Consider the following 12,918-nt stretch of genomic DNA (forward strand, 5'->3'; position numbering starts at 1 on the left):
ATCACCACTCGTAATAGTAAAGCGTACGACAGGCGCTCGCTTGCCCCTGCGTGAGCGAGCATTGGGAGAGCACCAGTCGTCCCTCGTGGCCGTAGAAAAGCGTTCGCTGAATGTGCATGTAGAAAATTGAATTTTCCAGGCACGGAAGGTGACCGTCCTGCTGAAGGCTTTGCGCCAGCGCAGCCGCCCGCTCGTGAAACACATCCGCCAGCGGCGTAAAGGTATAGACCGGACAGTTCCCGATATGGGTCAGCAGATGAATGTCCTTCTGCCGGGTTTCGGGTTTGATAGCCGTTATCCAAAGGCACAGCGCAACGACCGCCAGCGTAAGCGCGCCCCAGAGCAGCCGCTCCGGTCGGGCGGGTACTGCAGTTTTCGCCGTTTCGGCGGCCGGTGTTTCTTCCTCCAGGGCTGTTACCGTGACGTCTGCGCTGAGCATAAAGCCCGTCCTGGGGACGGTGACGATAAACAGCACGTCGGGAAGCAGGCTGGCCAGCATTTTGCGCAAGATGCTGATGTACTGGTTTAACGAATTGTTAGACCCCTGGAGCCCACGCCGATCCCAGACGTCATGCAGGAAGGTCTCCCGCTCGACCACGTTCCCATGATGCTGCACCAGCAGCTTCATAATGCTATTGGCTGTGCAGGTGAGGATCTGCGCATCCTCAGGCGGCACATTGATAAGAGAAACAGAACCGTCCTCGTCGTTGTAGACGATGACGTCAGCAAGCAGGTATTTCATAAGTTGTTGTAAAACAGACAGAGATAACGAATAAAAAAGAGAAGGTTTACGCCTTGTATGCAGAGCTGGTGGCTATTTTAACGCCATTGTTACCGATAACATTGATCCAGACAGGATTTTGGTCTGTTTAATAAGTCAGCGTGATTATCACGTCATCAATAAATTCCCCTGTACCGCTCAGGGGCTGAGCGGGGACTTCCCCGTAAACGGTGAAGTTCTGGGTGCCGCCAGCAGGATGGGTGACATGCAGCGCATCGCCGCTGTGCAGATCGCCCCAGCTTTGCGTGGCACCCGCATCCTGCCAGAGCCCGTAGCGCAGGCACTGACCCTCATCGTTACACAGCTGCCGCTGATTCCCGATGGCATGGTTGCCGTTGCCCATGCCAAGCGTAAACGCTGTACCGGCCGGACAGCGCGTGGTAAGGGTTGCGGTGGAACGCGTCGGGCGCAGCGTGGCGGTACTGTTCAGGGTGCCGAAGTTAAGCGGGGTGACGCGTTCTATGTAGCAGCCCTGGCTGATTTCGGCCTGCGCATTGGTACCGCCCTGCACCTGCTCCCCCTCCGCAGAGCCATCCGAGCAGTTTTGCAGTGCATCCTGACGGCTAGCGCTGTGCCAGGCGATGCGCAGATTCATGTTGTAGTTGTAATAGTGGTACGCCGGAAGTTGGTTTTGCCCTGCCGGGACGGTGGCGATAAGCGGAAAGCTCCCGCTGATGTTGGCATTGCTGTCGGCGGTCAGAGTCTGCTGAATGAGCTCCCCGCTGCTGACGGGACCGAGTTCCTGAGCGCGCGCGTCGCCGTTAAGCAGGCGGAAAAGCAGGGTGTACTGTTTACCCTCCGAATCTCCCGGTGAGACCATCTGAAAGGGCGGTGCGTCGATACTGCTCAGACAGACGTTGATATATTCCGTCGTGCCGTTGTTGTCAGCCTGACAGCTAAATTTAACTTCGGTGTTGGTCGACGCGGCATTGCCCGCCACGACATTGCCAAAGTTGATGACGGCAGGTGATGTTATCCAGCATGCGGCGGCCATCGCCTTCACGGACACCGCAAGCAGCAACAAGAACGGTGCTTTTAATGACACTGTTGTTCTCCAATATTCTGTATGGGTGACGCAGTACGGGGGGCCGGAAGCCTGACCCGGCACTCACCCTCACCGGTTTTTACCACCAGCTCACCTGGCAGAGGCGGGTCTTCAAGCCAGATAAAACCGTCACGCCCCACAATGGTGGCACCGCGTGGCGTTGAGACAATGCTGCCGAGCGGGAGCGGATTATGGTGGAGGTCCACCAGTCGGGCCTGAACTGTGACGGCGTGATGGACGTTAAAATCGACTTTTACCGCGCCGCCGTTGCCCGGTCTGGCCTGCATGTCGGTGACGGGGGCAATCACGTCGGCAGGCAGATCCAGCGGATTGATGCTGACTTTGCTGGCGTGGTAACGCGGCAGGTCGGTCAGCAGCAGATACCCTTTCTCGTCGGTTTCGCCTGCCGGGCGGTTTTCCAGCATCACCGGCACATGTCCGACACCGTGCGTGGAGACCAGGGCCAGGCTTTGTTGGCTGTAGCGCAGCGTGTGCAGGCTGCCATCCAGCAGCGTCAGGCTACCCTCGGCTGAGGCATAGTTAGCGCCCTGCGCCATCCCGACGTGCCACTCACCTGCGTGGCCCAGATAGCCCACGTCCGCATAGGTTTCCCGGTGCTCGCCAAAGCCTCGCCCCAGCTGCCATGACCAGCCGCCGACCTGATCGTCCGGCTGATGGCGATAATCCATGCGCGGCATATCGCGGCTGGCCTGAACGGAGAGGGTATCCTCACGCCCTAACGGGATCGAAAGCATCAGCTGAACGTGGCTCGACGCATCCGTAAACGAGCGGGTGTAGCTCAGCGTGGTGGAAATATGTGCCGGCAGCGAGGCGGACCAGGAGGCGTTGAGATAGCGTTGCCTGGTGCCCTGAATGTTTTGCTGTACCCAGCCCGCACCGAAGGTACCTGAATGGGGAATCGACTGGCTGACCCAAACGCTATCGCTGCGTCTGACGGGGAGGGTACCGCTCATGCGGGCGTTATCGGCAAATGTGGCATCGGTACGAACGGTACTGGCAGAGATCCCCGTCCCGCGACCGTTCCATTGCCAGCCAAGGCCCCACTGTTTTCCCTGACCGTAGGGGCTGTCGCTGATGGCGACATGCTGGCTGATAATCCCTGTCCCGGGCGAGATCAGCCAGTCGACCCCTGTCCCGACATTGCGCAGTTTACTCTGCTGCTCCGTGTGCAGCGCCAGCGTCAGCTGGTTATTCACCCCGTAGCGCCACCCTGCGTCGAGCATGGGCGAGGCGGCATAGTCATTTGATCGCAGGGCGTAGTTTTGTCGCATCCAGCCGATATCCAGCGAGCCGCTGCTGAGTCCTTCCGCCAGCATCCCCGGCGCACCGTAGAGATCGAGCTGTACGGTACGACGCTGACCGTTGATGTCGGTAATGACCACCTGGGCCTGCCCGCTTCCGGTAAATGAGGGCAGGGTATCCAGCAGAAAATCGCCCGGCGTGACGCGCTGGCTGCTCTGCTTAAGCCCGTCGATGTACAGATCGACCGTAGAAGGCAGAACCGCCGTGTCGCTGTAACGGCTACGCGGTTCGGTGTTGAGCTGCGGATTGAGCTCAAAATTACGCGCCCAGTGCAACCCGCCAAAGCGTACCTGTCGGCTCCAGCGGGAGCCCGTGGTGATGTTGTCGCCCAGCGCCAGGCTGGTGAGCGAGTCTGTGTTGTCCCACTGCCAGCGAGTTTCAAGGCGTGTGTGGCGGGGCCGACCTGCGCTGTTTTCCTCACCGGCATGGCTCGAAAAGCTGCTGCTGAACGTCCCGGGAAGCGCCCCGGATGCGGTGAGCGACGTTTGCGCGTTAAGCTGGCGTTTCCCCTCTGCGCCGCTGCCATAAAGCGCATACCCGAGCGTCAACACGCTGATGGGCTGCGCCTCAGGATAGCGATACTGCGGCGTCGGCCTGCCGACAGACAGATGCTGTTGGCCCTCAAGTGCCTTTGCGTCGGCGATAATGGAGACCTGCTGAGCATGCAAATCGAGACTGACTTTCAGGCCCGGCAGGGACGTCAGCGCGACCCACTCGTTGGCGTTATCCGGGGCGCGCAGCCCCAGTTTTTTGAGGTCGCGGTGGTCCATCCACAGCGCATCTCCCACTACCCGGCAGGCCCACAGATCCCCGCGCGGGTCGTGGTTCAAGGTGATTGCCAGCCATTGCAGGGTATCGGCGGCGGGTTCAGTCCGGGCTGACAGCATCAGCGGTAGCCAAAACAGGAGCGCGAGAAGCAAGCGGGCGCAGGGGTATCTGGCTGGCATGGTGGTCGTCATTGAGATAGGCGCGCAACGCGCTGAATGTGTGGCGCGAAGTGTGCTTAAGCGTTATAAGCGCGGTCTGTCCCGGCAGAACATAACCTGCCAGCCCTTTCAACGACCCGACGACCTGACCGGCGGCCGTCAGGGCCTGCAGGTGGCTCAGGCGGATATGGCTGTTTCCGGCGTTATAGCAGCGGATCGTTCCCGGGGTGTCCGCCTGTTCGCAGCTCAGGGCATCGCGGCTGACGGGCATATTCTGGTTTCCGGCAATGAAGACAGGAATAGAGTAGCGAAGCAGAAAGTGTATCGCGTTGGGATTGGCCGCACGGGACGTTGCATCCGGTAGCTCATCAATGACCAGCCGGTAACTTTGCTCCTGTTCACGGATCCCTGGCTGCATCACGATTATGCGCACCAGCTGCTGCTGGCCCGGCGCCAGTGAGGTCATCGCCGGGCTGCTGACCACCTCGTCGGTGGCCGTTAATACATCTTTACCGTTTTGCTGGGTCCATTCGTAAACCCGTATCTGCGCATGGATGGCCGCTTTACCGCTGTTAGTGAGGTAGACCGCCGAGGCGCTTTGCCCGCTCTGGAGGTCGAGCGTCACTGGGGCCACCTGAAGCGTGGCGGCCATCGCGTAGCGTGACAGCAGCGCCAGCATCATGAACCACAGAATGAAGCAGGGGAGAAAACGACGCATGATCAATACACCAGATTCAACGTGACATCATCGCTATAGGCGCCAGCCTGCGCGGTCGTCAGGGCACCTGCGTCAATCACGCCATACAGCGTCTCTTGCTGTTCCATACCGTTGCCGGTGTCGGTGAGTCCATCGGTGCTGGTAATTTGCGTCTGTTTGCCTTCATCGGCAAAAAGTTTCCAGGCAATCTTCTGTGCGCCCGTTTCACCGTTTTCTGGCTTCAGCCAGAAGGTGCCGTTGTCACTGCTATCGTTGCTGGTAGCAGAGAGCGTGAACGGCGTCCCGTTGGTACAGACGATATCGACCTGCGTTTTGGCTTGAATTTCGCTTGATTCGTCCGAGCCGTGGCGCGAGAAATTGAGGTCGTTGGCTTTGAGCGTGCAGGACTTCACCACCTCAAGTGAAACGTGCATCGTCGCGCTTGTGGTGCTGTCTGCGGCGATTGCAGCAGCAGGAAGCAGGAGAACGGAACAACATACAACAACAGGGATAATTCTCATGATCGTATTTCCTGACGTGAATAACAGTGCAATTACAAAGAAGAGGGGAGCGCGTCCAGCAGGCAGAGTTTTTGATGGAATTCCGCCAGGTTCTGGCAGCAAAATTTGTTCATCGCGTTACGTTTGTGGGTGTAGATCGTTTTAGGTGACTTATTAAGGATTTGCGCAATACGTATCGGGCTGAATCCTTTATGGAACAGCATGCAAACCCGCATCTCCTGACAGGTGAGCGTGGCGGTATTCTCGAAAGAGAAGCTTGTGTCGCTAAAACAGAGGCTTAGCTGCGCGAGAGACACATTGTCCGCAACCACTCTGACCCGCGCGTTGTGTAGCCAGGCGTTAATGTCGTTGACCCGGGCCGCGTCCGTCAATAACAGCCAGTTTCCCCCGACGTGCGTATTGAGCAGCAGTGTCTGCAGACGCATAAGCCCTTGTGGATTAACGTTGTTAATCCAGTACACCTCAGGACGGGGTGATACGGCTGTCGACAGGATCGAATTCAGGCCAAGCCATAAAAAAGCGTTGCTGCTCAGAACGATAACCTGATAGCCGGCATTTGCGATGAAAGGCGTCATTTTAGACCCCACAGATAACCCTGGCCGTAATCGGCCGCGCTTGCCCGGGCCAGTGCGAAATCACCCGCCGTTTCGATGCCTTCAATAAGGACTTTACTGGCGACACGCTTGCATTGACGGGTGAGATGCAGAAACTTCGCCTGCTCTGTGCGCCCGCTCCAGAAAGTATGTTTGTCAATTTTGACGCCACAGAAGCGGATCTGGCTGGCAAGCAGTTCGGGAAGAATGGCTTCACAGACATCATCAGCCCACACTTCAATTCCCCACAGATGAAGTGTCGCAATGCAGTTTCGCAGGACCCGGCTTTGCGTATCATCGAGTTGTACCATCGTATGGAGATCGGTCACTTCGATAGCAAGCCTCTCCGGACAGGGTGTTGCTTCTTTTAGCTTGTCGAGGAAGTCCGTTTCCAGCAGCAAATCTGATGTCGCGTTGAGATAATATTTGTCGCCCTCTTCGCAAAACATGGCATGGCGAAGCTGCGCAAAGAAAAGTTGTTTACGCTGCGTCGAAGGCATGGCGTCAAAATAGTCTTCGAGATTGACGTGGGGTTTTGCCGTGGACAATACCTCCCAGGCAATCACATGTTCACTGCGCAGTGCCCGGATGGATTCGAACTTATAGCCGGTTAGCATGATAAAAGTGTGTCACTCTCCGTCGTTACTTTAGGAGTTACACATTTTATAGAATGGTGTTTTTGCGGGATATTTATAAATAAAAATGACTTATATATGGTGTTTTTATCTGATTTATAATCAATTTATAGGTTTATTTATTTTTATAAGCACCCGGCAGGGACGCCGGGTGCTCAGGCATTAACCTTGTCTGCTGACAATTTTGATTTCGACCATGCCAATCCCGAGCTCGCGCGGTGAGTGGCCAAGAATATTTCCTTCATTGGTGGACTGCGGGTCTGGCGGCACAATCACCAGGGTATTGCTGCGCGATGGGTTGGCAAAATGCAGAGTGTGCGTGCTGACATCATTCCCAAGCGTCAGCGTCTGCTCCTCATCGCCCACGCGCACCGGCACTGGCTTATTCGCGTTAGGTCCATACGCTCTGGCTGTGATCACCAGGTCAAATTGCTCCGGCAGGGGATGGGTGTACTCAATTTTCACTTCGTTACCCAACTGCGCGTTTGACCAGCGTCCCCACGACTCCGGACGAGAGATGCCGCTAAACTGCTTCACTTCTTCAGGCGCGCCTGCCACGTTGAAGATGAAGCTGTCTGCTTTATAGCGAATGTCGTTGTCGACGATTTTCAGCATGTCGATGTTGTGCTGATAGCGTGTGGTATCAATCACCGTATCTTTAAAGGCGGTTTTGCCTTTCCACTGGGCTTTGTCCACATGCTGCACGGTTTGCTCCCCGCCAAGCTGCCCCTGAGAGACGCACCAGTCGGTCGACAGCGCCAGCGGCTGTGACCAGAGCTGACCCATTTTGTAACACCTGTCGATCCAGACAAAGTTATCGCGTGGGGCGAAATCGGCCAGCTGGAAACGCAGCGGTGCGGAATATTCACTTTCCGGTAGCGGTTCAACGCGACTGTCCGACACCCGTACCAGCAGCGGCAGACGGAAGTTACTGCCAGAGAAGGCAATCGTGTTTTTCTCCCGATCGATGGTGAAGTCTTTCATCTCTTTCGGGAAGTTCCACAGCCGGATGATGTCGGGCTTCCAGGCGAGGATTTTCTCCTTCATGTTGAGGAACACTTCCGACAGGGATTGCCCGGACAGCGTGCTGCGACCCAGGCCAATAAAGTTGTCGCCACCCAGAATGTCCAGCACGGTTGCGCCGTTATCCATGGAGTTGCGTTTGGTGGCGATCACCTCTTGTTGCGGCTGGTCGCCGCGCAGAACGAAGAACAGGTTGCTGCGATCCTGCTTGTTGAGCTGATCCCAGGCGCTGTTTTTCATCGCCAGATGGTCAGACGAGACGACGATGACGGTGTTTTTAAAATACGGCGAGGCTTTGATTTTCTCGACCAGAGCGGCGATATGCTCCTGGCTACAGGTCACGGCGCTAAAGGAGGCGTTGCTTTTGCCGTCCACGTCATAGCGTTTGCGTTTACAGGTGCGCGAGACGAAACCATCCGGATGGTGCGTATCTACCGTCAGCGCGAAGAGGGAAAAACGCTTCCCGGCGCGGGAAAGCGCCTCGAATTTCTTCCAGGTTTCGTCCAGTACCGTATCGTCATAGAAACCCCAGTCGTTGCGGTAGGTCGGGTCGGCAACCGTCGTCTTTAACTCTTCTGAGCCGTACAGGTGATCAAAACCGTGGGATTTCAGGAACACATCTTTTCCGGCAAAGCGCAGGTTTGCACCCTGCACGAAGTAGTTTTCGTAACCGGAATTTTTCAGTATATCGCCCAGGCAAATATTCTGCGGGAAGAACGTCGACATCGAGGCTGAAGCGTTACCTTCAAAAGGTGCGAACAGCGGGATACCGCACTGGGAAGCCACCATCCCGGCGATAGTGTAATCCGTGCCGGGCAACTGCATGGTGTGGCTGAAATCGAGACCTTCATCTTTCAGCGCCCCCAGGTCCGGGGTCAGGTTCGGGAACGCAGTGTTGTCGAAGTAGGTGCGCTCCAGGCTTTCACCGTAGATATAGACCAGGTTGAGTTTCGGGTTGGCGATCGTTTTCGATGGCTCTTTGTAGTACGCCACAAAGTCTGGATCGCCGTCACGCGACTGAGATTTCACCAGTTCGGTGATCTGATGAAACGCCGGGCTGGCGTCGACGGAGGCTAACGCCAGGAAAAGCGCCAGCAGGCTGTAACCATGATGGTGAGGAAGATGACGACGGCGACGCAGCACCCAGGCGAGTGCGCCAAAAATGGTTACCAGCGCCACAACCAGGCCCAGCCCCGGAAGAATGTACTTGCCCACTCCCGCGCCCGTCAGGCTGTTCGTCAGGGTATAAAGTACCGCATCGTTGATCCCGTCACCGGTGAAGTAATCGCTGGCGTATAAGGTAATGTTTAAAATAATAAAAAAGCCGAGTACGACCAGTGTGGCGATAAACCACCAGGTGTTACGGCCGGCTTTCCAGGCATAAACGCCCACAGAAGCCAGAAAAAGGACAAGAGACATGAATTCTGACAACAGCATATCCTCATGACGCCAGGTGCTTCGCTGGCTAACTGTTTATTTTTTGGGTTATACAATGTAATGGCGATGTCGTTTAGCTGCAATTTTAGTGTCACGAAAGTGTGCTGTTGTTAGGATTTGGTTTAGAAAATCGTTTTTATGAAGAAGGTCGCATCCTGACAAACGGACGCTGAGACGGTGGCAGGTTGGAAAAACGCTCGTTTCACGCCGCGATGCAAGACTATCGCAATAAACGCGGCGTGTTGTGGCAGAAAATGGGGGAAATCAGGAGATGAAATTAACGCCTTGTTTCAACACCAGATCGCAGGCTTTGGTTTTCACCTGTTTCGCCAGAGAAGAGTTGCCAAGGGTGCTCAGGTTAAGTTGCTGACCGTTTTGTGCGTTAAGCAGACCCTGAATGCCATCCATATAGCTGGTATCCGCTTTTTGCTCCTGAGTATCGAGACCCAGTTTACCCAGCACCTGGTTTTTCACGTTTTGCGCGTCGGTCACCGAGGCCAGTTTTTGCTTCGCGCAATATTCCAGAATCCCCGCCGCGTTGTTCATCGTGCCCGCGCTCAGGCTTTGGGAGCTGTTGCTTAGCAGGCTGGTGAGGGAAGAGGCGGAGAGCCCACCCTGAGTGCTGCTGCTCTCTTTGGTCAGCTCGTTTGCTGCGCTTGAGAGGGACTCCTGCCAGGACGCCGCTTGCGCTGCGCCGGTAACCAGCAGCGCGCCTAAAAAGGTGCTGATAAGGATCTGTTTTTTCATAATGGCTTTCTCAAAAAGGTCCGTTTTGGGCCGGAAGGGGTTCCAGTATATACCTGTGTCCCGCTGGCGATTCCTGGAACTGTCTTAATACTCTTTGCCGGTAACGCGGCTGCGGTAACTGTCCCAGTCGAAGATGACATACAGACTGTTACCCAGCTTCATACGGTCCATGACGCGTTCGCCCAGTAAGCGGGTCATCTCGTCGATGTTGTGGTTTGTGAGCATGCCGGTGGGGCGTTTGGAGGAAGAACGGCGATCGACAATCTGATTGATGATGACCTTTTCATAACGGGATTCCGTCTGAACGCCAATCTCGTCGATGACCAGTAAATCGACATTACTCAGATCGTTAAGCAGCTGTTCTTCGCTGGTTTCGCGGTTGCTAAAGGTGTCTTTCATGGCGGACATGATATCGGCCACGGTGATAATGAGCACCGATTTACCGCGCAGAAGCAGTTCGTTACAGATGGCCGCGGCAAGATGGTTCTTCCCGGTGCCCGGTTTACCGCTAAAAATGAAGCTGGCGATATTACCGTCAAATTCATCCACGTACTGACGTGCGGCGGCGAGCGCGTTCATCTGCCCGCTGGTTTCAACTTTATAGTTATCAAACGAGCAGTTCTGATGCAGAGGGCGAATACCGGAGCGGTTAAACGTGCGCTGCATTTTCATCGCCCGGTTTTCGCGGGCGAGCGCGGCGGCACGGATTTTTCCTTGCTCTTTTTGCCACGCCAGCAGTTCTTCCCCCGTCGTGAAAGCGGGCTTCACGTTGGCTGGCATCATTTTTTGCAGACGTTTCATCAGGTCACCGACGTTCTTCATTTCGCACCTCGGAATCCACTGGGGATCTGTTTATCCGGTTCTGAAAACGCGTTGATATCGCGTTTTGGCTGGCCATTATTGCTGGCGCGGGTAATCTGCAGATGACGCGCGAGCTTTTGCTGCCACTGAATATGGGTGAAAACTTTACCCTCTGCCTGCCACCAGGCCGTAAAGGCGGCGAGCTCTTCCGCGGTGGCCGGTTGGGTTAACGCAATGCCCCACAGCGCGGCCTGCCGTTGAAAATCGGCGTCGGGCTGCCAGCCCGCATAAAGGGCAAATTTGCCCATCGGAACGGTCACCGGGGCGTTAACCGGTTCATCAAACAACTGGTTATCCAGCGTGACATCGCTCACCGGGCGGGACAATTGCGCTTCAGTCTCCAGAAGCTGTGCCAGACGTTCCGGCGTGATTGCGTAAAACGCCGGCGCGTTGTCGGCAAAAACCGCAACCGTGCCGCCTTCGGCGTGAGTCAACACACCGCGTGGGTCGCGCATAAAGGCATCAATGCCAGCAATGCTGGTGGTCAGAATTCTGGAGGACATAACGCTTACTCTACTGATAACGACGGGCGTGATAAGGGCTTATGGTAGCACAGAGAGGGGGAAGGGAAGGAGGGGATTTCCCCGGTGGCGCTGCGCGTACCGGGGCTACAGTCATAGGCCTGATAAGCACAGCGCCATCAGGCATTTATCACGCGATGATATTCAGGGTCACGTCGATGTTGCCGCGGGTCGCGTTAGAGTAAGGGCAAACAATGTGCGCCGCATCGACCAGTTTTTTGGCTTCCGCCGGATCCATCCCTTCAACGTGGATGTTCAGTTTTGCTTCGATACCAAAACCGGTTGGCAACGGACCAATACCCACTTCGCCTTCAATAAAGGCTTCTTTAGGCAGGGCAAATTTGTCGCGAGCCGCGACAAACTTCATCGCGCCCAGGAAGCAGGCGGAGTAGCCAGCAGCAAACAGCTGCTCAGGGTTAGTCACTTCACCCCCCATGCCACCCATCTCTTTTGGCACGCCCAGTTTGACATCCAGAACGCCATCGGAAGAGGTCGCACGGCCGTCACGGCCCCCGGTGGCTTTTGCTTTGGCGGTATAAACAACTTTTTCTAAAGACATGGCAGGTTCCTCATCTTACTTTTATGTGTGCTATTAAATAGCGTGCGATATACATGGGTAAATAAATACGCGTAAAGTATAGCGTCACGCGCGTTGAATCTGTTGTCGCAAAACTTCCAGCTGCTGCTTGAGCGACAGCATGGTCTCGGTATCACACTGTGCCGCACATCCCACCGCATGAGGGATCCCTGCGGCCTGCTGCTGTAGGTGACGTCCTGCATCAGTCAGGGTGACAGCGACCTGGCGTTCGTCTTTACGCGAGCGGTGACGGTTGATGAGCCCGGCGCTTTCCAGACGCTTCAGCAGCGGCGTCAGCGTTGCGGAATCAAGGAACAGCCGTTCACCGATGTCTGATACCGTCACGTCATCCTGCTCCCACAGCACCAGCATCACCAGATATTGCGGGTAAGTCAGGTTTAGCGGTGCCAGCAACTGCCGGTACAGCTTGTTAAGCGCCAGATTTGCCGAATAGAGGGCAAAGCAGAGCTGGTTATCCAGCAGGAGCGCAGCGGTCGTGTCGTTCGTTTTCGCGTTCATGAGGTGAATATAGATAGTGTACGATTTAATTGCAAGCAATTTTATGGGCAGGTATATCGCAGCGCCACCTGAACGGCCATTTTACGGTAGTGCTGGCGCTGAGCCCGCTCGTCGGCACCCTCTTCAAACAGCAGAGTGAAGGTGTAGCTGTTGGCGACGTAGTGAAAGCTGAAGCTGCTTATCAGGCGGTGGAGATCGCGGGCGTCAACCGTCTGGCTGAACAGCAGTTTCTCTTTGCCGCGACGCAGGATCTCTTCCAGCAGGTCGAGCGCGCTGCGGTTAACCTGGCGCAGATAATTCGACTGCTGCATAAAGCGGCCACGCTGCATGTTTTCCATGCAGATGATACGGATGTAATCCGGATGGTCAGCATGATAGTCAAAGGTGGTTTCAACCAGGTGGACCAGCGCTTCGACGGGGGGCATATCCGCCAGGCTAAGCGCTTTTTCGCTGGCGCGAATTTCGGTGTAAACGTGTTCCAGCACCAGCAGATAAAGATTTTCTTTATTCTTAAAATGGTAAACCACCATGCGTTTGGTGGTGCCCGCTTTCTCCGCGATCTGCTCCATGCGGGCGCCGTTCAGTCCGTATTCGGCAAACAGCGCAATAGCGCTCTGAAAAATTTTCTCTTTCAGGCTGGACTCTTCGTTGTGCTCGGGGTGTTCGCTGCCAGGGTTAGCCACATCCTTTCCTTATTTTCACCAAACGGACC

At 55.7% G+C, this 12,918-nt stretch carries 14 protein-coding genes; all 14 read right to left on the bottom strand.

The window, feature by feature from the left end; all coding sequences use genetic code 11:
* Position 1: 1 nt before the first annotated feature.
* Positions 2-742 (bottom strand): winged helix-turn-helix domain-containing protein, encoded by a 741-nt coding sequence (locus ACMGGM_RS16260; protein WP_414149048.1) that lies wholly within the window; start codon positions 740-742, stop codon positions 2-4.
* A gap of 127 nt (positions 743-869) precedes the next feature.
* A complete protein-coding gene (locus ACMGGM_RS16265; protein ID WP_014882424.1) occupies positions 870-1,826 on the bottom strand; it encodes a spore coat U domain-containing protein in 957 nt (318 codons plus the stop codon).
* Positions 1,817-4,096 (bottom strand): fimbria/pilus outer membrane usher protein, encoded by a 2,280-nt coding sequence (locus tag ACMGGM_RS16270; RefSeq protein ID WP_414149049.1) that lies wholly within the window; start codon positions 4,094-4,096, stop codon positions 1,817-1,819. Before ACMGGM_RS16270 ends, ACMGGM_RS16265 begins: the two co-directional genes overlap by 10 nt.
* Complete coding sequence (locus ACMGGM_RS16275) at positions 4,017-4,793, bottom strand: molecular chaperone (RefSeq protein ID WP_050862266.1); 777 nt, start codon at positions 4,791-4,793, stop codon at positions 4,017-4,019. The genes ACMGGM_RS16270 and ACMGGM_RS16275 overlap by 80 nt, the downstream gene beginning before the upstream one ends.
* A 2-nt stretch (positions 4,794-4,795) precedes the next feature.
* A complete protein-coding gene (locus tag ACMGGM_RS16280; RefSeq protein ID WP_014882427.1) occupies positions 4,796-5,293 on the bottom strand; it encodes a spore coat U domain-containing protein in 498 nt (165 codons plus the stop codon).
* A gap of 32 nt (positions 5,294-5,325) precedes the next feature.
* Positions 5,326-5,868, bottom strand: coding sequence for a helix-turn-helix transcriptional regulator (locus ACMGGM_RS16285; RefSeq protein WP_023331958.1), 543 nt, complete (start codon positions 5,866-5,868; stop codon positions 5,326-5,328).
* On the bottom strand, positions 5,865-6,503 hold the full coding sequence (locus ACMGGM_RS16290) for an EAL domain-containing protein (protein WP_196361393.1): 639 nt from the start codon (positions 6,501-6,503) through the stop codon (positions 5,865-5,867). The genes ACMGGM_RS16285 and ACMGGM_RS16290 overlap by 4 nt, the downstream gene beginning before the upstream one ends.
* 180 nt (positions 6,504-6,683) lie before the next feature.
* On the bottom strand, positions 6,684-8,975 hold the full coding sequence (gene opgB, locus ACMGGM_RS16295) for a phosphatidylglycerol--membrane-oligosaccharide glycerophosphotransferase (protein ID WP_014882430.1): 2,292 nt from the start codon (positions 8,973-8,975) through the stop codon (positions 6,684-6,686).
* Between the two features lie 270 nt (positions 8,976-9,245).
* On the bottom strand, positions 9,246-9,728 hold the full coding sequence (locus tag ACMGGM_RS16300) for a DUF2501 domain-containing protein (RefSeq protein ID WP_014882431.1): 483 nt from the start codon (positions 9,726-9,728) through the stop codon (positions 9,246-9,248).
* Between the two features lie 84 nt (positions 9,729-9,812).
* The gene (gene dnaC, locus ACMGGM_RS16305) at positions 9,813-10,550 is read right to left on the bottom strand and encodes a DNA replication protein DnaC (protein WP_014882432.1); all 738 of its coding nucleotides are present in this window, start codon (positions 10,548-10,550) and stop codon (positions 9,813-9,815) included.
* The gene (dnaT, locus tag ACMGGM_RS16310; RefSeq protein ID WP_023338998.1) at positions 10,547-11,092 is read right to left on the bottom strand and encodes a primosomal protein DnaT; all 546 of its coding nucleotides are present in this window, start codon (positions 11,090-11,092) and stop codon (positions 10,547-10,549) included. The genes dnaC and dnaT overlap by 4 nt, the downstream gene beginning before the upstream one ends.
* Positions 11,093-11,240: 148 nt before the next feature.
* Positions 11,241-11,669 carry an organic hydroperoxide resistance protein gene (locus ACMGGM_RS16315; protein ID WP_010427173.1) on the bottom strand — a complete coding sequence of 143 codons (429 nt, stop codon included), beginning with the start codon at positions 11,667-11,669 and terminating at the stop codon, positions 11,241-11,243.
* Positions 11,670-11,753: 84 nt separating this feature from the next.
* Positions 11,754-12,206, bottom strand: a complete 453-nt coding sequence (locus ACMGGM_RS16320; RefSeq protein ID WP_014882434.1) for a MarR family winged helix-turn-helix transcriptional regulator — start codon at positions 12,204-12,206, stop codon at positions 11,754-11,756.
* A gap of 41 nt (positions 12,207-12,247) precedes the next feature.
* Positions 12,248-12,889, bottom strand: coding sequence for a TetR family transcriptional regulator (locus ACMGGM_RS16325; RefSeq protein WP_023331963.1), 642 nt, complete (start codon positions 12,887-12,889; stop codon positions 12,248-12,250).
* Between the last annotated feature and the right edge of the window lie 29 nt (positions 12,890-12,918).

Source organism: Enterobacter sp. BNK-14 (assembly GCF_047456095.1).
GTDB lineage: Bacteria > Pseudomonadota > Gammaproteobacteria > Enterobacterales > Enterobacteriaceae > Enterobacter > Enterobacter kobei.